This is a genomic window from Kribbella sp. NPDC051137 (assembly GCF_040682535.1).
Lineage (GTDB): Bacteria > Actinomycetota > Actinomycetes > Propionibacteriales > Kribbellaceae > Kribbella > Kribbella karoonensis.
Window position 1 is genome coordinate 607,135 of sequence record NZ_JBFBBI010000002.1, and the last position, 20,616, is coordinate 627,750.

Below are 20,616 nucleotides of genomic sequence, written 5' to 3' on the forward strand. Positions count from 1 at the left end.
TCAAGCTACGTCAGGGTCGGCGACGCCAGTTCCAGGGTCGGGGTCGCACCGCGGTACGACGTCATCCACTCGCGGAGCAGCTCGACGCGGGCCGAGTTCTCCTCGTTGCCCTTCACCACCGGCGCCTGGTTGTACGGCATGGTGTCCGAGCTGCGGCGAAGCTTCACGTACAGCCGGGACGAGGCGAGGGCGTACCGCTCCATGTCGTCCTGCAGCGCGCCGATCACCGTGATGTTCCGGTCGCGGCCGATCTGCTCGAACAGCGCCACCGCCTCCCGCCGGTGCTGGGAGCCGAGGTTCCGGCCGAGCTCGTCGAGGATCAGCAGCAGCGGACGGTCCGAGCCGCCGGCCAGCGCGGCCGCGCACACCAGCTTCACCGCCTTCTCGTCCATCTGGGCGGTGTTGCCCTTCACGTTGAACGCGGAGAACGGGCCGCCCTCCGAACGCCGCCACTTCGGCGTCACCGTCCAGCGCCACGGCTTGTCCGGCTCGGCCGGCGGATCCGGCTCCGGGAACTCGAGCTTCGCGCCGTACCCGCCGTACTGCTGGTCGAGGCGGTCGAACTCCTGCGACACCAGCCGGAGGCGCGCCTTGATGCCGTCGGCCAGCGAGGCACGGTGCGCCCGGGCCGTGCTCTCCGCCTCGTCGAGGCCCTCGCGGGCACGTTCGAGCGCGGCGTTCCGCTCGGCGCGCTGGCTGGCGATCTGCTGTTGCTGCAAGCTGTCGAACGTCTCGTGCTGCGCGAGGTGGCTACTCAGCGTCCGGTGCAGCGCCGGGACCAGGCCGACGCGATCGCCGAGCGTGCCGTTCGTCCAGCCGTCCGGGCCGTTCAGGATCTCCCACAGCTCGGCCGGGATCTCCTCGCGGGACCGCGCACTCGGGAAGCAGCGCCGGATCACGTCGTCCAGTTGCGTGCAGGCCTGGTGGTTCCAGTCGGCGGTCGTCCGGCGCTGGGCGTCCTCGGGCAACGCGAGCAGGAACTCCTCGGCTTCCTCGGGCGTGCCGCCCCAGGCAGTCGTCCGGGTGGTGAGGTCGAGCGCGCTCTGCTCCTCACGCAACGCGAGCCGGCGACCGGTCAGCTCGTCGAGGACCCGGTCGTGGTCGCGCCGGGTCGCCTCGAGGTTCTTCAGCCGCTCGTCGCGGACGAGCTGCTGGCCGGCGGCGGTCTCGGCGGACTCCTTCGCCGCCTGCAACTGGGGAGCGAGCGAGTCCCGGTCGGTCTCGTGCCGGTCGACGGTCTCGCGCAGCGCGAGGATCTGCTCCTGCACCGACTCCGCGTCGGCCAGCGCGCGGGCGGCCGCCGTACGGCGTTCCGCCTGGTCGACGCGCGCCCGCGCCTGCTCCAGAGCGGCGGATGCCTCGGCACGGGCCTCGACCGCGGCCTCCAGGCGGCGACGGGCGGCCTCGATCCGCGCGGTCCGGCCGGTGATCGGCTCGTCGAACTGCCCGACCGCGACCACACCGGCGACGTCGTCGATGTTGTCCTTGGTGGCCCGCTCGCCGATCGCCGCGAAGAACGCGTCCAGCACGAACCGCTTGTCCGCCGACTTCGGCCCGCGTTTCCGGGAAGCCGCCGCATCCGGCCGGTTCGCCAGCACCAGCAGGAATCCGGCGTACCCGGCGTCGGAGAGCGCGCTCGCGGCAACGGTCGCGTCGCCGAAGTCGATGACGACGGCCTCGCGGTACGGCGCCAGCCGCGGCTCCCACTCCGCCCGGTCGGAGGCGGGCAGCTCGGTGATGTCGGTGAGCGCGCCGCACTCGATCCCGGCGTTCTCCAGGACCTGCTGCTGCGGCGCCGACACGGTCTGGCCGCTCTCCGCCTCACGCAGCTCCGCCGTCGCCTGGCCGACCGCTGAGCGTGCGGCGTGGTCGCGGCCGATGTGCTCCTCGAGCACAGCTCGGGCTTCGGCCTGCTCCTCGCCCGCCGCCGCCAGGTCCCGGCCGTCCGCGGAACGGCCGGCGTCCAGGAGTCGTCGGTGCTCCTGGCCGAGCCGCTCCAGCTGCTCGCGCACCGAGCGCTGCGCCAGGTCGAGCTCCCGGTCGCGGGCGTCCAGCTTGTCCCGCTCCTGACGGGTCAGCTGCACGTCGCGGAGCAGGTTCTCCTCGTTGCCGAACGCGTCGATCTCGGCCTCGACCGCTTCCTTCCGCGCCTCCTGCTCGGCGGCCCGCTCGTCCAGCGCCGCGATCTCCTGGAGGATCTCGGTGTTCCGGGCGGAGCCGTCGATCAGGTGCCGGGCGGAACGGGCCTGCCAGGACTCCTTCGCCGCGGCCAGGGCCTCGCGGGCCGCGGCACGCTGCAGGATGCCGGCCTCGACGGTCGCCATCTCCTGCTCCCAGCGCTGCAGGTCGGTGGTCGCCTGCTTGGTCGCCTCGCGCTGGGTGTGCTCGGCGGACCGGTGCGCCTGCTCCTGCTCGAGCTCGTGGTCGAGGCCGGTGAGCGTCGCGATCGCGTTGAAGATCCGTGCCGGGCCGAGCTCGTTGAGCGGCTCGGCGAGCAGGTTCGCGGTCGGGCTGGACCGGACGGACGTCGACAGGAACGAGACGCACCGGACCTGTCCGCCATACAGCACCTGGGAGAGCTTGTTCGCGTGGAAGTCGGTCCGTCCGTTCGAATGCGGGAGGGCGGCCCACAGTGCGTCGGCGCCCGCGGCGCGCTCGGCCTCGGTCGCGCCGTACGGGATGTGCAGGCCGTGTTTCCAGCGCAGGTCGATGTACGACGCCTTGCGGTTGATCCGGATCCACACCGTGACCGCGGCGGCCTCGATCTCGTCGAGGTCGGTCAGATCCGGGTCGGAGAAGACGCCGACGATGTAGCCGCGATCGACGTTCGACCAGTTGCCCTCCTGGCCGGCCGCCTCGGCCGTGAACAGCAGTTCCGCCGCGCCCGGCGCGCCGCTCGTCAGGCGCCACTGGTCGTCCGCGTGCAGCAGGCTGAGCGCGGCGATCCACGACGACTTGCCGGCGCCGTTGGAGTCGGTGGGGCCTTGCCCGGCGACCGTGATCAGACCGCGGCCGATCATCGGTATCGGGTGCGTGGACAGCCGGGACAGGTCGACGACCTGCACCCCGAGCAGCACTTTCGAGCCCAGGATGTCGAACGGCCCGTCGTCACTCATACTTCTTCTCCCACTTCGACAGGGACCCCGTGGCGGGCGCGGATGGCTTCGGCGATCGGGCTGGCCGGGGCGGCGGCGAGGATCAGCTGGTCCTGCAGGCGACGGCGCGCGGCCGGTGTCAGGCGCTGCAACTGCGGACCGGGGACGTACGACGGACCGCCCGAGTGGTCGCCGGACAGCTGGATCAGTCCGGCGGCGCGTAGCCGTTGCAGCGCCAGCCGCCGCTCCTCGCCGCTGATCCGGGTCGTCCGCAGTTCGTCGACCGTGGTCGGCCGGGCGGATTTCCAGCTGTCGCCGGTCAGGATGCCCTCGCTGCGCGGGATCGCGACCGAGTGGATCAGCACGAGGACGAGCACCGCGCGGTCGATCACCGACAGCGGCTGCCAGCCCTGCGCGGCGAGGCTGGCCGCGATGTCGTCGTCGTACCCCGCTGTCCAGTGGGTGCCGTCGACGTGCACGAGCGTGCGGCCGATGAGCTTGAGCATCCGCTGCACCTGGCGGCGGAGCGTGACGTCGCGCAGGCCGGCCAGCTGTACTTCGGCGACCGGGTGCGCCGCGTACTGCACCGCACTGAACGCGGCCAGCACCTCGTCGCGGGACCGGTCGCTGAGATCCTGCAGCAGCGGGTCGAACAACGCGTGATGGTCAGTCATCCGCCACCTCCCGGGCAGGCGGATCCGGCAGATGGCGGCACAGGTCGCGGAGCGTGGAGAGATCGGCAGGGCTCCAGGTGACGACGCGCGGCCCGAGGCGGACCTCGCCGGCCGTCTCGTCCCAGAGCAGCCAGTGCGTGGCGTGCAGGCGGCGCAGGCTGCCGATGATCAGCGTCATGTCGCTCGGTTGCTCGGCGCGGCCGCGCATCCCGGCGTACACCGATCTGATCTGCGCGAGCGTGCCGGTCCCGCCGGGCCAGGGCGATGCGCTGCGGTCGGTCCAGCAACAGGCGACGCAGATCGCGAGCAGGCGGGCTGTCTCGTTCGGCAGCTCGACCGGGACCGGGGGAGCGCCGAGCTCCTCCAGCACGCTGTGCCCGGCGCCCGTCGGAAGTGTCGGCACCAGCCAGACGCCGTCCGACGACGAGGCCCGGGTCAGGCCGGCGACCGCGGGAGTCTCCGGGTCGACCTCGAGCGGTCCGGCGGACTGCACCTTCGCCCACCAGAGCGCGTTGTACAGCCGCCGCTCGACAGCCTCGGTGCTCATGAGACCACCCGGCGGAACACGCCCTCGGTCGCCCACGGCGTCCCGGCCGCCGGGTCGATGCGCATGCCGTCGGACCACACCAGCTCGTAGTCGAGCTCGTCGTGCAGGTGCGCCGCCGTCAGTTCGGCGAGCACCCGGCGGGCCGTGATCCAGTCGCCGGCCTCGTCGACGACCTCGACGATGTCGACCGACAGGCGCCCCGCGAGCACCCGCTCCGCCTCGCGGCGCAGGTCCTCCCGGTCCGTCGCGGCGGCCGACTCCGGGGCGTCCTGGTCCGCGGTCGGCCGCGGCGGCGCCATCCGGGCCGTCCCGCTCCGGCGCCCGGTCTCCACCGCCTCGACCATCGTCTGCGCGGAGAAATCCGGCGCGGCGGCATCGAACAACAGTCCGTCCAGTACGGCGGCCAGCGTCTCGGGCTCGCTGCTCCGCGTGAACGTCAGCCAGGTCTCGATCGGCAGCAGCCCGAGGGCCCGCGTCGTACCGGCACGCTCGACCAGACGACCGGCGGCGAGCTGCACGGCGTCGGCGTACGCGGCGAGCGCCATCCGGAGCGACGTACAGTCCCGATGCAGCTCCGGCCAGCGGCCCAGGACCAGGCGGTGCACCTTCTCGGCCTGCTCGATCAGGCGCTCGTTGCCCCACGCGAGCTGGGCGTTCTCCCGGAGCTGCGCCGTCGTACTGGTCGAGACCAGGATCGCCAGCTCGTTGCCGAGCAGCCGGAACACCTTGGTGAGCCGCTCGATGGAGGCCTTGCCGTCGTCGGCCGTCGCCTGCGGGTCGCTGACGCTGTGCGCCTCGAGCGTGAGCAGCTGGTGCAGCTCGGCCTGACCGCCCTGGACGGACATCCGGCGCAGGAACATCAGCATCACGTACGGCGCGAACGCGGCGCGGTGGCGCAACTCGTTCGGCCGGTCGACGAGTTTGGTGATCGCGCCGTACTGCCGGAGGAGGTCGAAGCGGCGGACGATCATGTCGTGCGGATACGCCCGGCAGGCGAGGGTGGCCTGCTCGACGGTCAGGCCGTCACTGCCGGCCTCGGCGAACGCGTCCAGGATCGCCTGGTCGACGTCCAGCAGGTCGGGATCGACGATCATCGCGCCGGCTTCGCGGGCGAGCACGGCGAACACCTGCCGGTAGACGCGCAGCACGGCCGCTTCGGCCTCGGCGTCGAGCAGCGTCGCGTCCATCCCGCACTCCTCCCGTGTGACAGCGCAGGAAAGGGACTCTAACCACCCGCACCGACAGACCAAAACTCGCCCGCCGCCGGCCTGTGGAAAACCGGATGACGGCGGCTGCACGGCTGCTTACGATCCGGAGTGTGATGAGAATCCTTGGCTGACGCGGTCGGGAAGGCCGCGTCAGTACCACGACATCTACGGATGTCGCCCCGCCGGAGTGGACCGTCGTGTCCCCGGCGCGCTTGTTGATTCTCTCCGTACGGAGCCTGCACATGACTGTGCATCCTTCTGCTCGCCCTATCAGCGCGCAGCACCCCCGTGTCCGTGACCTGCTCGCCCTGCGCAAGGACGGCTCGCCCGGCCGGATCATGGTCGAAGGAACGTGGGAACACGACCGCCTGCTGACCACGACCGCCGCCATCGAGGCGTTCTTCTGGTGCCCGGAGGCCGGGATCCCCGACGTCGACCGGTACGCCGCCCGCGCGGAGGAGGTGTACCGCATCTCCGAGAAGCTGCTCGCCCGGCTGTCCCGCAGGAGCCGTTCCGACGGCCTGATCTCGATCGCCCGGGTTCCCGAGTGGCGCCCGCAGGCGTTCCGCTTCTCGGACCGCTCGCTGGTCCTGGTCGCCGACGGCGTCGAGTACGCCGGCAACCTCGGCACGCTGATCCGGACCGCGGACGCCGCCGACGCCGACTGTCTGGTCCTGACCAGCCGCCGCGCCCGCCCGACGCATCCGGCCGTGTACTCCGCGAGCCGCGGCACCGTGCTCTCGACGCCGATCGTGGAGTTCGGCGACATCCCGTCAGCGGCCGCGTGGCTGCGGAGCCACCGTTTCCGGGTGCACCTCGCCGACCCGGCGGCGACCGGGACGTACCGGGTTCCGCGGTACGACGGTCCGACCGCGTTCGTGGTCGGGTCCGAAGGCTCGGGGCTGTCCCGGGCCTGGCACGACCAGGGTTTCGACGCGGTGTCGATCCCGATGCTCGGTCAGGCCGACTCGCTGAACGTCGCACTGTCCGCCGGGATCCTGCTGTTCGAGGCACGGGCCCGGAAGGAAGGGTGGTGACTTCGTTGGCAGAATGACAGCTCCGTCGACGAGAAGGAGCAAGCCGTGCCGTTCGAACCTGGCGAGGTCGTCGCCCCGTCCGATCCGCGCATCGTCCTGGAGGGACAGTGGGGGCACCAGCCCGGCGTGGCGATCACCGTCAACTCCGGCTCCCGGATCTCCTTCTCGTACGCCGGTGAACGGCTGCAGCTGCTCTTCGACACCGACGGGCTGACGGTCGCGCCGCACCTGTGGATCACCGTCGACGACAACGAGCCGGCGCTGCACGTGGTCGAACAGCCGGTCATCGAGCTCGAAGCGTCCGACGGCCGGCACCAGGTGTCGGTCGTGGTCAAGGACGTCAACGAGCACGCGAACCGGTGGAACCCGCCGTTCGGATGCGCTGTCGTCTTCGCGGGTCTCGTCCTCGACAGCCGGTCGGTACTGCGGCTCAGTGGGCGTCCGGGCGGTCCGCGGATGGAGTTCTACGGCGACTCGATCACGCAGGGCGTGCGGTCGCTGAGCACGCACCCGGAGTCGGAGGGCGCGGACGGTACGACGTCGTACGCCTACCTGACGGCCCGCGCGTTCGGCGCCACGTCGTACCAGGTCGGGTTCGGCAGCCAGGGAATCAGCAAGCCGGGGAACGGGGAGGTGCCGGCCGGCGTGGACTCGTTCGGCTGGAACTTCGCCGGCTCGCCCGCCGAACGCGTCGAGCCGTCCGACGTGGTGGTGATCAACCTCGGTGTCAACGACCCGACGCTGGAGGTCGAGGAGTACGCCGGGTACGTGCGCCGGGTGCGGGCGGCGTACCCGACGACCACGATCGTGTCGCTGACCCCGTTCAACGGGAAGCACGCGGAGACGATCCAGACCGCGGTGAAAACCCTCGACGACCCGAACCTGGTCTGCATCGACTCCACCGGCTGGATCACCGAGGACGACTGCACCGACCAGGTCCACCCGACGGTCGCCGGCCACGCCACGATCGCCGAACACCTGGTCGCGGCCCTGGAGCAGCAGACGGCGCTACGCCGTTCTCCTTCTATTTAGTACAGAAACGGGCGCCGCGCAACAGACTGGTTTTCGATTTCTCGACCCCGCAGACTCAAGGGTGTCGAGAGGAGCTCTTCTGTGGTGACGGCAGACGATGTCGAGACGGCGACCGAGTGTGTGGTCGAGGCGCTGCGGCCGGCGGTGGACGCCGACTGGGGTGTACCGGCCGGGTCGATCGAGTGGAGTTGCCGGAAGACGGCCGAGCACATCGGGCAGGCCAACCTGCACTGGGCGTCGCAGCTCGCGGTCGGTGCGCGCACGCAGTACGTCCGCTGGTCCGCGCAGGCGCAGTCGCTCGCGCCGCCGGCCGGCGTACTCGATTTCATCGAAGCGGCCGGGCGGATCCTGGCGTTGGTCGTACGGGCGAGTCCGGCGTCGACGCGGGCCTTTCATCCGTGGGGGATCGGCGACCCGGAAGGGTTCGCCGGGATGGCGTGCGTGGAGTGGCTGGTGCACGGGCAGGATCTGGCCGAGGGGTTGGACTGCGTGCTGGAGCCGCCCGCTGACCTGTGCCATCGGGTGCTGACGCGGCTGTTCCCCCACGAGCCGCGGGTGGTGGACCAGCCGTGGCCGGAGCTGCTGCGGTTGACCGGCCGCACGTCGGATGGGCCGGAGTCGTGGAAGTGGCGCCCGACGCCGCTCGACGAACCGTGGGACGGCACGCCGGTCCCGGAGCCGATGCCGTTCGCGCCGTTGAGCGCGGCAGGATAGTCGGATGGCCGACACGGTGGACGATTACATCGCGTCGTTCCCTCCGGAGGTGCAGGAGGTGCTGGAAGAGGTTCGCCGGACGATCCACGCCGCGGTGCCGGGCGCGGAGGAGAAGATCAGCTACCAGATCCCGACGATCACCCTCGACGGCACCGCCCTCCTGCACTTCAGCGGATGGAAGTCCCACATCGCCCTCTACCCGATCCCCCCGATCGACGAGGACCTCACGCCGTACATCTCCGGCAAGGGCACCCTCAGGTTCCCCCTGGACAAGCCGATCCCGTACGACCTCGTCACCCGCATCGCGAAGGCCTTCGTTGCCGCGCGCAACAGTCAGGAGTAGGCAGGGGCGATCGCCCGCGCGAACTCGACGATCGGTTTCGGCCGCATCTCGTCCCACGGGAGCGAGACGACCTTCACGTAGGCGTCGCTGCTGGTTCTGAAGATCAGGTAGCCGTCCTCCTGTTGCCAGCCTTCGGTACCGACGGTCACACGATGCGCCAGCCCACCGGTTGCGGCCTGTTTGATCAAGCCGAAGTCCGTCGCGCTGTCGGCGTCCTCATAGGCTGCGACGGTGCGCGACGCCGAGCCCCACTCGCAGGTGAGGTGGTTGTCAACCAGGGCATCCCGTCGCAGAACGGCTTTCGCACCGAGGATCCGTTCGGCGGCTGCGGTGCCGTCGGCGCACTCCGAACGGACGACCGTGGGACGCGCCGCGGGGAGGCCGCCGGCGAGGCTGATGATGGTTCGGGCGATCGACAGGAGTTCGTCCATCGTGCCTGCGCCTGCGTTCTCGACGGTGAGTCGGACCTGGCGGCCGTCGGCGCGGAAGACGAGCCAGGGAGCGGCCGCTGCTGGGTTGAGTTCCCACGAACCGTCGCCCATCCCACCGTCGCCGACTTTGGCGGCGTAACCGCCTGCGGCCGTCGAGACTTCGTCGTCCTTGCGGAACCTCGCCGCTTGGGCAGGTGTCACGGGCAGGATCGAGACGAGTACGCGGATGCGGTGTGCGGCTTGTGCCGGATCCACCAGAGTGCAGCCGTCCGACAGCGGTGCGGCGGGACGGTACTCGCCGCGTTCGGTGATCCAGTTGCCGGGGAGTGTTGGGCGTACGCGTTCGCACAGGTCGCCGGTTGGGGGTGGAGTTACGGCCTGTTTGGTGGTGTGCGGGTCGCAGCCGAGGAGTGCCAGCAGTAGGACAGCGGTGATCGTTGCTCGGCGGCGCATTGTGGTTCCTCCCCAGGAAAGTGCTTAGAGGAGAGTACGGGGATCCGCCGCGGGCGGGCGGGTCAGGGTCCAGTCGCTGAACTGGTTGTCGAAGCGGTACCAGAGGTTGTCCTTGCCGAGCCGGAGTTGGAGTTTGCCGGCGGTGACGCGATTGGCTTCGGTGATGGCGCGGGGGAGGGCGGTCAGGGCTTCGGCGAGAGCTTCGGGGGTGACGTCGTGCGGTGCGTCGACGGTGACCGCGAGGCCGCCGGGGCCGCCGTGGCGCCAGGCGGTGGCCCAGGTGGTGAGGCGGCGGGCGGGGATGCCGGCGCGGTGCGCGAGGTCGGCGAGTTCCGGCGTACCGAGGGCTGCCGCGCCTCGCCGTGCGAGGTCCTGCTCGAACGTGAGGGAGACGCCGGCATCGCCGGACGCAGCCTCCCAGGCCCGTCGCGCCGCGTCGGTGGCGAGCGCCACGAGATCCCGGACGTCGACCCCGGACGACCGCGGCGGATCCAGCACCTTCACCGCGGCCGGCACTCCCGGAGCTGCCAACGGCCGAGGTGGCGCCGGAATCGGCGTGGTCGGTGAGTCTGCGGAGTGAGGACCGTCGGCGGCAGACAGCTGGCGGGCGAAGGCGGCGATCGCCGGGATACCCGCGGGAGCGGGCGGGCGTGGTGGTGTGGATGGCGCGGCCGTCCCGCCTCGGCGGGCTCGCAGCGCCGTGAGCAGCTCGTCTTTGCGGCGACCCCGAAGCAGCAACAGCGCGAACGGGTCGTCGTCCAACGCGTCGGCGACCAGGTAGCAGACGGCCGCGGAATGCTTGCACGGTACGGCGAAGTCCGGGCAACTGCAGTTCGTCAGCACCTCGCCCGCGCCGGGCAGCAGGTCCAGCCCGGTCGCGCGGACGTCGTCCACGACCTCGGGCGGAAGCTCGCCGTCGAGCAGCGCCGCCACCCGCCCGATCTGCGCCGACACCACGTCGAGGACGGCATCCCAGTCAGCCCCGGAGAACGCCCGGATCCGCACCGTCACCTGGTACGGCGTGACCCGGCTGCCCTGCACGACCGCCTCGACCTCGCCCGGGCTGACCGTCAACTCCAGCACGCTGCCGCGGCGTGCGTACGACCGGCCGCGTGACAGCCGCCCCGGATCGAGCTGGGCCCGCTGCTCCAGCGCCTCCAGCCACGCCCGCCCCCACCACGTCGCCCCGAACGACCGCCGGCTGCCGGGCCCGCGCGCCGCCGGCAACCCGGCGTCCTCACCCGTGCGACGCCAGCCCTGCCAGGGTGTCCGGTCCTCGTCAGCCATCGGATTTCCCAACAGCAGAAGGGTTGTACGCACTTGCCGCGCCGGACTTGACCGGCCCGCTGGACAGCTCCACCAGCTCGGTCAGCTCCGCGTCCGACAGCTCACCCAGCCACGCCTCGCCCGATCCGACGACGGCGTCCGCGAGGTCCCGCTTCGCGTTGATCACGGTCGCGATCCGGTCCTCGAGCGTGTTCTCGGTGACGAGCCGATGGACCTGCACCGGCCGGTCCTGGCCGATCCGGTACGCGCGGTCCGTCGCCTGGTCCTCGACGGCAGGGTTCCACCAGCGGTCGTAGTGCACGACATGCGTAGCGCGGGTCAACGTCAGCCCGACACCGCCGGCCTTCAGCGACAGCAGGAACACCGGCGCCGCGCCTGCCTGGAACTGCTCCACCATCTCGGAGCGTTTCCGCACCCCGATCCCGCCGTGCAGGAACAACGTCCGCACCTGCCGCGCCGCCAGATGCGCCTCGATCAGCCGGCACATTTCGACGTACTGGCTGAAGATCAGCACCGACTCGCCCTCGGCCAGGATCACGTCGAGCAGCTCGTCCAGCGCGGCCAGCTTCCCGGACCGGCGCTCCAGCGGGCCGGGCTCGTGCAGGAACTGCGCCGGGTGGTTGCACACCTGCTTCAACTGCGTGAGCAGGCTGAGCACCAGCCCGCGCCGCGCGATCCCGGACGCCTCCTCGATCTTCGCGAGCGTCTCCTTCGCAACGGCCTGGTAGAGCGTGGCCTGCTCGGTGGTCAGCGGTACGACGACGTCGTGCTCGGTCTTCTGCGGCAGCTCCGGCGCGATCCCCGGATCGCTCTTCCGCCGGCGCAGCAGGAACGGCCGCGTCACCCGGGCCAGCCGAGCGGTCGCCTCCTCGTCGTGGAACCGCTCGACCGGTACGGCGACGTCCTGGCGGAACCGGTCCAGCGTGCCGAGCAGCCCGGGCGCCGACCAGTCGAGGATCGACCACAGCTCGGACAGCCGGTTCTCCACCGGCGTACCGGTGAGCGCGATCCTGGTTGCCGACGGCAACGTCCTCAACGCGCGGGCGGTCCGGGACAGCGGGTTCTTGGCGTGCTGCGCCTCGTCCGCGACGGCCAGGCCCCACGAGACCTCTCCGAGCACACGATGGTCCTGACGTACGACGCCGTACGTCGTCAGCACGACCTCGTCCGGCGCCAGCTCGCTCAGGGAACGACCGGTGCCGTGGTACCGCCGGATCGGCACGTCGGGGGCGAACCGCTCGAACTCGCGCTCCCAGTTGCCGAGCAGTGTCGACGGGCAGACGACGACCGTGGGGCCCCGGCCCTTCAGCTGCAGGTGCAGGGCGATGACCTGGATCGTCTTGCCGAGGCCCATGTCGTCGGCGAGGCAGCCGCCGAGGCCGAGGTGCGCGAGCTGAGCCATCCAGGCGACGCCGCGGCGCTGGTAGTCGCGAAGGGTGGCGCGCAGACCGACGGGCTCGGCGAACGGCGCGGGCTCATCGGCGGACCGGAGCTTCGCAAGCAGCTGCGCCAGCGAACCGTCGGCGTCGAACGGTACGAGTTCACCGTCGACGTCGATCGTCCCGGTCAGCGCGGCCCCGAGCGCCTCGGCCCCGGTCAAGGTGCGCGTGGAGCGGTCGCGCAACCGTCGTACGACGTCGTGGTCCACGCGGATCCAGCGGCCGCGCATCCGGATCATCGGGCGCTTCGCCTCGGCCAGGGCGGCGACTTCCGCCTCGGTCAGGTCCTGGTCGTCGAGTGTCGGCCGCCAGCGGAACGTGACCAGCTCGTTCAGGTTGAAATCGGGCCCGGTGACGGCGCCGGGCGTCGGCGTCGCGACACTTGCCCGGAGCGCGAGCTGTCCGGCGAAGAGCTCGGTCGGCCAGAGCACCTCGATGCCGGCGCCCTCCAGCTCGGGACTACCTTCGGCGAGCTCTTCGAGCGCGGCGTCGTCGATCGGGACGTCCTCGGGCGCGGCGTCCCGCAGCGCCGTACCGAGCGGGGGCCAGACGCGTGCGCCGCGTCGGAGCGCCAGCAGCAGGTCGGTCTCGGCACGCTCGCCGAGGGCGGTCAGCACGGCGGCGGGCGCGTTCCACAGGTCCGCGACGTCCACCAGCAGACTCGGATCCAGCCCGCTCCGCAACTGCAGCACCGCCCGGAAATCCTCGGTCGTCTCTGGCGGCTCGATCCGCAGCACCAGCCGAGTGCCTGCCTGCTCGGCCAACGCGGTTTCGTCCAGCCAGGTCGTCGCCCCGGGGACTGCGACGGGCTCGACGGCCGCGAACGGGGCCGCCCCCGGACGGACGGCCGCGGCTGCGGCCGGAGTACGGACGAGAGCGTCGGCGAGAGCGTCCCAGAACGAGCGGATCAGCTGCGCCGGATCGACCAGCCGCACCGGCCGGGTGCCCGCGATCGGCAGCGCATGAGCGTACGCCGGCATCGCGGCGCCGAGGTTCCGCAGCCAGGCGTGGTCGATCGGGTCCAGCGGAGCCACCCGCCACGCGCCGTACCCCTCCGCGCTCCTGTCCGGAACGAGCCGGCCGCGGCCGATCAGGACCAGCCCGGCGAGTCCGGCCGCCCGCCACGCGGCCCAGCTCCTCGAAGCGTCGCCCTCGGGCTCGGTCAGGCGGCCGACGACCTCCTCCAGCGAGAGCAGTCGTGCGGGAACGGTCGTCCGGCGGACCGCCGTCCCGCGGGGGAGAACCAGTTCGACGCTGCCGTCGGCGGTCTCCCCGGACAGATCGCCGTACAGCGCCAGCCGGCCCGCGCGCGGCGGATCGGCGGGGACGAAGACGGCGTCGAACATGCCTCGCAGAGTACGTGGCACCACGGACACTATTCCTTCCCCGCCCCTCGGCACCGGGCTGGCAGAACTTGACCTGAACCAAAGTTGAGGTTGCAGGCTCGAGATTCCCGACAAGAAGGATCTGAGATGCGTGCAGCAGTGGTGACCAAGTTCGGCGGTCCGGAAGTGATCGAGACCCGCGAGGTGCCGGACCCGGTGCCCGCCGCGGGCCAGGTGCTCGTCGAGGTGGAGCTCGCGGACCTCATCTTCGTCGAGACCGCGATCCGGCGCGGCGGCCACGGCAAGTTCTTCGACGTCGAGCCGCCGTACGTCCCCGGCAGCAACCTCGGCGGCCGGGTCCGCGCGGTCGGCGCCGGCGTACCGGCGGACTGGATCGGAAAGACCGTGGTCGGCCGCCCGCCGAACTTCGGCGGCCATGCCGAACTCGCCGTGCTCACTCCCGAGGTCCAGCTGCCGCCGGAGCTCGACCTGCAGACCGCGGTCGCGGTGTACGGCGACGGCTTCACGGCGCTGATGCTCGAGGAGCTCGCCCCGTCCATGACCGGCCGGAACGTCCTGATCACCGCTTCCGCCGGCGGCATGGGCCTGCTCCTGATCCAGCTCGCGCACAAGGCCGGAGCGCACGTGATCGCGGCCGCCCGCGGCGAGCAGAAGCTCGCCCTGAGTCGCGCCCAAGGTGCCGACGTACTGGTCGACTACAGCAAGCCCGGCTGGGAGAAGTTGGTGCTAGAGGCAACCAACAACCAGGGCGCCGACATCGTCTTCGAAGGCGCCGGTGGCGAACTCGGCGGCACCGCGTTCACCGTCACCAAGGACGGCGGCTGGTTCTCCGCCCACGGCGCCCCGAGCGGCGGTTTCGCCCCCATCGACCCGGCCACCGCCGAACGCCGCGGCATCACCGTCAAGGGCATCATGGATCTCCGCGCCGACTCGACCACCACCAAGGTCACCGCCCAGGACGTCCTCACCCGCGCCGCCGCCGGCGACCTGCGCCCGGTCGTCGACCGCGTCTACCCGCTCGACCGACTCGCCGAAGCCCACCAGGCCCTGGAAGACCGCACCCTCCGCGGCAAGGCCCTGATCCGCGTCAGTCCTTGACGGGTTTGTCCGCGGGATGATCCGTGATCGCCGGCGGGTTCGGGCGGGCGACGATGATCTGGTTCCGCCCGGACCGCTTGGCCGTCAGCAGCGCGTCGTCCGCGGCCAGGACGAGCTGGTCCATCGTGTCCGCGACGTCGGGGTAGACCGCCGCCCCGAACGACGCCGGGATGCCGTCGAGCTTCGCCGTACCGCCGTTGGTGGTACTGACCGGGACGACGAGGCTCACCAGTCGCTCCCGGATCCGCTCCGCGATCTCGAGCACCTCGGTCTCGAGCGCACCCGGCAGCAGCACCGCCAGTTCGTCGCCGCCGACCCGTGCGACGAGGTCCCCCTGCCGCACCTCCGCGCGGATCGTCTCGCCGACTGCGCGAAGTGCCTCGTCGCCGGCCGGATGACCGTAGGTGTCGTTGATCTCCTTGAACTTGTCCAGGTCCAGCATCAGCAGGCCGACGGTACTGCGCAGGGTGTCGGCGCGGGCGAGCTCCACCGGCACGGCACTCGCCCAGTACGACGACGTCGCGAGGCCTGTCTTCTCGTCGGTCCCCGCGGCGCGCTGGTACTGCGGCAGCAGCAGGTCTCGGTGCAGCGCCAGCACGGTGACCATGAGCACCGGAACCACCCACGGGTACGACGTCTGCACTGCGGCGATCGCGATCCCCAGACCGAGACCGGCACACACGACCAGCTGGTCCGACAGCTCACCGAGCGCCTCACGTGCCGTGGCTTCGGGGTTGGAGAGGAGGATCGCTCCGATGACCAGCGCGTAGTTCACCAGCCACCAAGTGGCAGCCGCGGCGAGAACGACCAGGAGCGACCAGAACCCGGTAGGCAGCCGCGGAGCGCCGACCAGACCACCGCCGCGCAGTACGGCGGCCGCAGCAGCGCTGGCCAGGACGTACGTTGCGGTGGAGAAGACCTTGCGGTGGGCGACGGTCCGCCCGTAGACGCGAAACCACGAATACGCGTACGCCAGCACGACGAGCGGGATGACGAGCGAGAGCGGGAGCAGCAACAGGGCCGCGAAGATCCACAAGCACTTGAGATTCGTGTGCGGCGACGTGTTGGCGGCCATCTCCCGTCGCCGTTCGATCCCGCGGGCGGCCTCCAGGTGCAGGACCGATGCCGCGGCCAGGACCGCGAATGCCACCCACTCCGAATGCCGAACACCGGAATTCGGGCCGCTGACCGTGCTTCGGACCGCCAGGGTGGTTATCGTCACGGCAATCACATCGATTGCGATCACATAACCCAATGCCGGTCTCGGCAACGACCAGAGCTTCCATTGTCGGGGTGGCACCCAACTGCTCCGACCGATCAGAATCATCATGAGCCTCACACGCAAGTCGACCTGAGCGGTTCTATCGCCAGTGTAACGGCCTGTTCACTTCAGGTCACCCGCGGGTGCGGGTATTCCATCAGTTGGTCACTCCAGAAGGGTCGAAAATCATGCAGAAGACTGCGCGCGTCAACGGCACCGGCAACGACTGGTTCACCGGCGGCAACGACTGGTTCCACGGGGGGAACGACTGGTTCACCGGTGGCAACGACTGGCTCCGCGGCGGTAACGACTGGTTCGTCCCGACCGCCGCCGAAGACGGCAACGACTGGTGACGGAAGAGAATTCTTTACCCGCCTCTTACAATTCGGTGCCGGTGCGCACGAGATAAACCCGGCGGTCGCAGATATTTACCTTACTGTGATTCTGCGAAATCGCCACCCATTCGGCGGGCGCGCGCCCAGGCGGCGCCCGCCGCGGCCGCCACCAGCGTTCCCCCGACGCCCAGGACGGCGAGCGCGTAGGGCGCGCCGATCGATTCGGCGAGGCCGCCGGCGAGCAGAATTCCGGCGCCTTGACTGCCTTTCAGCGCGGTACCGGCGACACCGAACGCCTGACCGCGCCGATGGTCGGGCACCGACTGGACGAAGGCCGCGCTGGCCGGTAGGTGGTACGCCGAGGCGGCTCCGGAGACCATCCACAGGCAGAACGTCGCAATCGGTCCCGGTGCGAGCGCGCACAGCACCAGCGGCAGGCACGCCGCGACAGCCAGTGGACCAAGCAGTTCCAGCCGTCGTGCCGGTGCCACGAGAGTGATCAGCCACATCCCGAGGACGCAGCCTGCCGGGCTGGCAGCCAGCAGCAGGCCGGCGGTCGTGGTGCCGCGGCCGATCTCGTGCGCATACGGGACGGCGAGACCTTCGACGGTCACGTAGAACCCGGCGACGGTCGCCAGGATCACCAGCGCGCGGAGTTTCGGCGTCCGGATCACCAGCGAGACCCCGTCCGCGAGGTTGCGGAGGTAAGACGCGGGTGGCGCATCTGTGTCAACGGTGGGGACCGGGCGGGCGTGGACGCCGATCCGGACCAGGATCGCCGACAGTACGAAGGTCGCGGCGTCGAGCAGCAGCCCGCCGGACGTGCCGACCGCGACGACGACGGCGCCGCCGACCCCGAAGCCCAGCACCTGGCTGAACTGCACCACCATGTCGTTCGCGGCTTTCCCGAGCACGTAGTGATCGCCGGGCAGGACCGATGGCAGCAACGCACCACGGGCGGCGTTGAAAGGCGAACCGCAGGCCTGCAGTGCGATCAGCAGCAGCATCACCGCGATCAGGGGGAGGGCGTGGATCGCCATCGCTGCAACGAGAATCGCGCGGGCGGTGTCCGTGACGATCATCACGGTGCGGCGCGGGTAGCGGTCGGCGATGCCCGAGAGGAGGGGGCCGAAGAGGAGGTCGGGGATGTAGGTGAGGGCGTAGGTGAGAGCCGTCAGCCCGGCCGAGGAGGTGCGGTCGAAGACGAGGACCGAGAGCGCCACCCGGGCGATCTGGTCGCCTGCCACCGACAGCACGCCGGCCAGGAACAGCGCCCGGAACTCCGCATGCCCGAAGACGTCGCGCCAACGCGCCCGCTCGATCACCCCACCCGTCATACCTTGCACGTTAACCACATTCCGTGGTCTGACACCTCCCGACTGTGAGCAAGATGACGCGGCCGCGGCGCATCAGTGCCAAATTTCGGTCAGATCGCGGACCCGGTGGCGCGAGATTTGGATGAACGTTCTACTCTGGTGTTCTCCGGTGGCGGGGTCTGGGCGGGGCGGCCCCGACCCTGCCACCGGAGCTCTTCTTTGTGGGCCCCTGTCTGGTGCCCGGCCATCCCGAAACTGTCGGTGGCGCCCGGTAGCGTTCTCAGTGCCAGGGGCGGCTCCTGGACGTGCTTCCTTCTCCTTCACCAGGCAAAGTAGCGCGTCCGCTCTCCGCCCCTGGCGCCTTCGTCCGGACGCCCACGGGGAGACGCGATGCTCGAGCAGCCAGCGGCCGCAGTTCTGTTGCGCCGGCGTCGGCTGGTCGATGCGACGGCGTTGACTCCGCCGGTACGGCGGTCGGCGTGGCAGTGGTTGCGGCGGCCGTTGACGATCCAGGCGGGGCTGTCCGCGCTGCAGGCGGAGTTGATCCAGCGCGGGCTGCTGCTCTCGGTCGGTTTGTACCGGTATTGCGCCTCGCTGTCGGCGCCCGCGCTGGCCGGTTTCGGCGGCGCGCTGCTGGACCTGCTCGACGCCGAGTCCGGGTTCGACACCGAGCACACGCCGTTGTTCCGCGGGTTCCCGGAGAGTGTGCCGGGCAACACCGAGACGTTCTACGTGAACCGTGTCTTCGCGCGACTCCTGCAGGAGCCTGAGCAGCCGTGCGTGCTGTGCGGCGACACCAGCTCCGTGCACGCGGTCGCGCCGTGTGCGCATCTGGTCTGCCGGACCTGCTGGGACGGCTCCGACTTCAGCGCCTGTCCGCTCTGCCTGCAGCGCATCACCGCGAGCGACCCGTTCCTCCGCCCGTCCGCTGTCGAGGAGGAGGCGGAGGTTCACGTCCGCTCGGACCGCCTGCGGCTGCTCTCGCTGGCCACCGCCGACTCGGTCCGCCAGACGATCGGGGCGCTGTTGTCCCGTCGAACGCCGTTGTCCGCAATGGATCGCGCGGACCTGCGGATCCTGCTCGACGGCGCCAGTTCGGCCTGGCTGCCCGAGGACATCCCGGTGCGCGAGACCCGGGCGCTCGTGATCGCGCACTTCCTGGCGGCCGAGCCCGCGATGGTCGACCGCGCCGGCACCGCCACCGACGTACTGCGGCTGTGCTACGCGCTGATGGACGCGGACCCGGGTCTGCGTACCCCACCGGCCCGGCGGAAGTCGTTGCCTCGAGCAACGCGGCGGCTGTTGCTGGAGAGGCTGGACCGGATGCCGGTGGAGACGCTGGTCGAGGACCTGTTCCGGCACGAGCGGGCCTGGAAGCGGATCGGGGAGAACCTGCATCCGTTCGAGTTCGCGACCCGTTACCCGGTGGCTGCGCTGGCGTTCGCGATTCTCCGGCGTACCGACGTGGACCTGGGCACGGCCGCCGGACGGGCGGTGGCGGGGGAGGCGTCGCGGCATCCGTTGGTGCGGGTCGAGGACGGTCGGCTCGTGCTGTCCACGTTCGGCTCGCGGGTCGAGGGCGCGTTCACGGACGAACGGCCCGGCCAGGCGCTCGATCTGCTGCGGCAGCGTCCCGGCGAGCTGGTACGGCGTCTTGTGCAGTTGGCCCGGGCGCTGCCGCCGGAGCTGCACGCCGCGCTCGTCGAGGCGTTGACGACTGCCGTCTCGGACGTGTCGCCGGCCGTCCTCGCGGCCGCGCTCGGGCAGGTCCGGACGCCGCCGGGCGATCTGCGGCTGTTCTTCCCGCGCGGCGGGACCACCCGGATCTGGACCGCGGTCGACGACCGCGAGCCGTTGCCGGCCGCGCTTGCCGCCGGGCTGTCCGCCGTACTCACCGGCGAAATGTTGCGTAGGGCAACAGGTCTGCCGCGTTGGCGAAGAGCGTTCCTGGACGAGGAGCTGGCCCGGCTGGCGGCGCCAGGCTCGGAGCGGAGCGTGTCGGCGAGCCTGCTGCGGATGCCGCGGGGGAGCGCGGTGCCGATCCCGCAGGACGAGCTGCTGCGGTTGTTCCTGCACTGGGTCGAGCCGGCCGACCGGCGGGTCGATCTCGATCTCTCGGTCGCGGTGTTCGACGAGGAGTGGGGTTTCGTCGGGCTCTGCGACTACACCCGGCTGCGGTTCGACGAGGACGCGCTGGTGCACTCCGGCGATCTGACGTCCGCGCCGGGGCCGGGCGGCTCGACGGAGTTCGTCGACGTCGATCTGCGGGCGGTGCGCCGGGTCGGCGGGCGGTACCTGCTGCCGGTCGTGTTCAGCTACAACGACGTACCGTTCGAGGAGCTGGAGCGCGGGTTCGTCGGGATGATGCGGCAGCCGTCAGGACTGTTCGACCCGGCGGCCGTCGAGGAGCGGTTCGACCTCGCCGGGCCGGCGAAGATCCTGCTCCCGTTCGGCGTCGACCTGCACACGAAGGAGCTCCGCTGGTACGACGTGAACCTGAGCGCGGCCGGCTACGGTCACGACATCGCGCGGTACGCCGGTCAGCTCGGGCTGATGGCGGCCACGCTGGAGGAGGTCCACGGCTCCGGCGACCGGGTCAGCCTGTGGGAGATCTGCTGCTGGCACGCGGCGGCCCGGACCGACGAGATCGCGGTCCGGTGCGCGGACGGGTCGGTCGTCGGGTACCGGCGTACCGCGGGTGAGGAGCCGGCGGCCTTCGCGCGCCGGGTGACCGCGCGACTGGAGCCCGATCGCGCCTGGGACGAGGACGCGGCGGCCGGTGCGGACTTCGTTGCCGTGCTCACCGGAGACCTGGCCGCCCGGCCGGGGGCGGAAGTGTACGCCCTTCATCCGCGCCTGCTGGACGACGCGAGTGTCGCGCTGATCGATGCGCCGCACCTGCTCGCGCTGCTGGCGCCCGACAACAGGGCGCACCTTCGCTCGGGCGAGTCTGGGAGGAGCCTGAGAGGATTTTGACAATTCCGTGACGGACGCGAGTCC

The 20,616-nt window shown here is 70.9% G+C and carries 16 protein-coding genes; 7 read left to right on the top strand and 9 right to left on the bottom strand.

The genetic code is table 11. The features are described from left to right. Nucleotides 1-5 precede the first annotated feature (5 nt). From AB0M51_RS10380 to AB0M51_RS10395, 4 genes are read right to left on the bottom strand one after another with little or no spacing between them, the layout of a single operon-like run. A complete protein-coding gene (locus AB0M51_RS10380) occupies nt 6-3,116 on the bottom strand; it encodes a chromosome segregation ATPase (RefSeq protein ID WP_344188056.1) in 3,111 nt (1,036 codons plus the stop codon). Beyond that, nucleotides 3,113-3,769, bottom strand: coding sequence for a hypothetical protein (locus AB0M51_RS10385; RefSeq protein ID WP_344188055.1), 657 nt, complete (start codon nt 3,767-3,769; stop codon nt 3,113-3,115). The genes AB0M51_RS10380 and AB0M51_RS10385 overlap by 4 nt, the downstream gene beginning before the upstream one ends. Beyond that, complete coding sequence (locus AB0M51_RS10390; protein WP_344188054.1) at nt 3,762-4,316, bottom strand: hypothetical protein; 555 nt, start codon at nt 4,314-4,316, stop codon at nt 3,762-3,764. The genes AB0M51_RS10385 and AB0M51_RS10390 overlap by 8 nt, the downstream gene beginning before the upstream one ends. Next, nucleotides 4,313-5,503, bottom strand: coding sequence for a hypothetical protein (locus AB0M51_RS10395; RefSeq protein ID WP_344188053.1), 1,191 nt, complete (start codon nt 5,501-5,503; stop codon nt 4,313-4,315). Before AB0M51_RS10395 ends, AB0M51_RS10390 begins: the two co-directional genes overlap by 4 nt. Nucleotides 5,504-5,766: 263 nt before the next feature. Here AB0M51_RS10395 and AB0M51_RS10400 point away from each other — a divergent pair, with 263 nt between their 5' ends. From AB0M51_RS10400 to AB0M51_RS10415, 4 genes are all read left to right on the top strand, one after another. Continuing rightward, the gene (locus tag AB0M51_RS10400) at nt 5,767-6,561 is read left to right on the top strand and encodes a TrmH family RNA methyltransferase (protein ID WP_344188052.1); all 795 of its coding nucleotides are present in this window, start codon (nt 5,767-5,769) and stop codon (nt 6,559-6,561) included. A 45-nt stretch (nt 6,562-6,606) separates the two neighbouring features. Next, the gene (locus AB0M51_RS10405) at nt 6,607-7,593 is read left to right on the top strand and encodes a GDSL-type esterase/lipase family protein (RefSeq protein WP_344188051.1); all 987 of its coding nucleotides are present in this window, start codon (nt 6,607-6,609) and stop codon (nt 7,591-7,593) included. An 84-nt stretch (nt 7,594-7,677) separates the two neighbouring features. Further along, nucleotides 7,678-8,307, top strand: a complete 630-nt coding sequence (locus AB0M51_RS10410) for a maleylpyruvate isomerase N-terminal domain-containing protein (RefSeq protein ID WP_344188050.1) — start codon at nt 7,678-7,680, stop codon at nt 8,305-8,307. 4 nt (nt 8,308-8,311) lie between these two features. Then, nucleotides 8,312-8,650, top strand: coding sequence for a DUF1801 domain-containing protein (locus AB0M51_RS10415; protein WP_363748844.1), 339 nt, complete (start codon nt 8,312-8,314; stop codon nt 8,648-8,650). Here the strand turns inward: AB0M51_RS10415 and AB0M51_RS10420 are convergent. Genes AB0M51_RS10420 through AB0M51_RS10430 form a run of 3 tightly spaced genes read right to left on the bottom strand, consistent with a single transcriptional unit; the run spans nt 8,641 to nt 13,606 of the window. After that, entirely contained in the window at nt 8,641-9,534 is an 894-nt protein-coding gene (locus AB0M51_RS10420; RefSeq protein WP_363748846.1) for a hypothetical protein, read from the bottom strand. The genes AB0M51_RS10415 and AB0M51_RS10420 overlap by 10 nt on opposite strands. Before the next feature lie 24 nt (nt 9,535-9,558). Continuing rightward, nucleotides 9,559-10,821 (bottom strand): SWIM zinc finger family protein, encoded by a 1,263-nt coding sequence (locus tag AB0M51_RS10425; protein ID WP_344188047.1) that lies wholly within the window; start codon nt 10,819-10,821, stop codon nt 9,559-9,561. Beyond that, entirely contained in the window at nt 10,814-13,606 is a 2,793-nt protein-coding gene (locus tag AB0M51_RS10430) for a DEAD/DEAH box helicase (RefSeq protein ID WP_344188046.1), read from the bottom strand. Before AB0M51_RS10430 ends, AB0M51_RS10425 begins: the two co-directional genes overlap by 8 nt. A 126-nt stretch (nt 13,607-13,732) precedes the next feature. On the opposite strand from AB0M51_RS10430, the gene AB0M51_RS10435 reads away from it, so the two are divergent. Continuing rightward, complete coding sequence (locus tag AB0M51_RS10435) at nt 13,733-14,704, top strand: zinc-binding dehydrogenase (RefSeq protein WP_344188045.1); 972 nt, start codon at nt 13,733-13,735, stop codon at nt 14,702-14,704. On the opposite strand, the gene AB0M51_RS10440 is transcribed toward AB0M51_RS10435, so the two are convergent. After that, the gene (locus AB0M51_RS10440) at nt 14,694-15,854 is read right to left on the bottom strand and encodes a GGDEF domain-containing protein (protein ID WP_344188044.1); all 1,161 of its coding nucleotides are present in this window, start codon (nt 15,852-15,854) and stop codon (nt 14,694-14,696) included. The genes AB0M51_RS10435 and AB0M51_RS10440 overlap by 11 nt on opposite strands. A gap of 299 nt (nt 15,855-16,153) precedes the next feature. On the opposite strand from AB0M51_RS10440, the gene AB0M51_RS10445 reads away from it, so the two are divergent. Then, entirely contained in the window at nt 16,154-16,318 is a 165-nt protein-coding gene (locus tag AB0M51_RS10445) for a DEAD/DEAH box helicase (RefSeq protein ID WP_344188043.1), read from the top strand. Between the two features lie 80 nt (nt 16,319-16,398). Here AB0M51_RS10445 and AB0M51_RS10450 read toward each other — a convergent pair whose 3' ends face one another. Then, entirely contained in the window at nt 16,399-17,637 is a 1,239-nt protein-coding gene (locus AB0M51_RS10450; RefSeq protein ID WP_344188042.1) for an MFS transporter, read from the bottom strand. Nucleotides 17,638-18,006: 369 nt separating this feature from the next. Here AB0M51_RS10450 and AB0M51_RS10455 point away from each other — a divergent pair, with 369 nt between their 5' ends. Further along, complete coding sequence (locus tag AB0M51_RS10455; RefSeq protein ID WP_344188041.1) at nt 18,007-20,592, top strand: MXAN_6230/SCO0854 family RING domain-containing protein; 2,586 nt, start codon at nt 18,007-18,009, stop codon at nt 20,590-20,592. Nucleotides 20,593-20,616 lie beyond the last annotated feature (24 nt).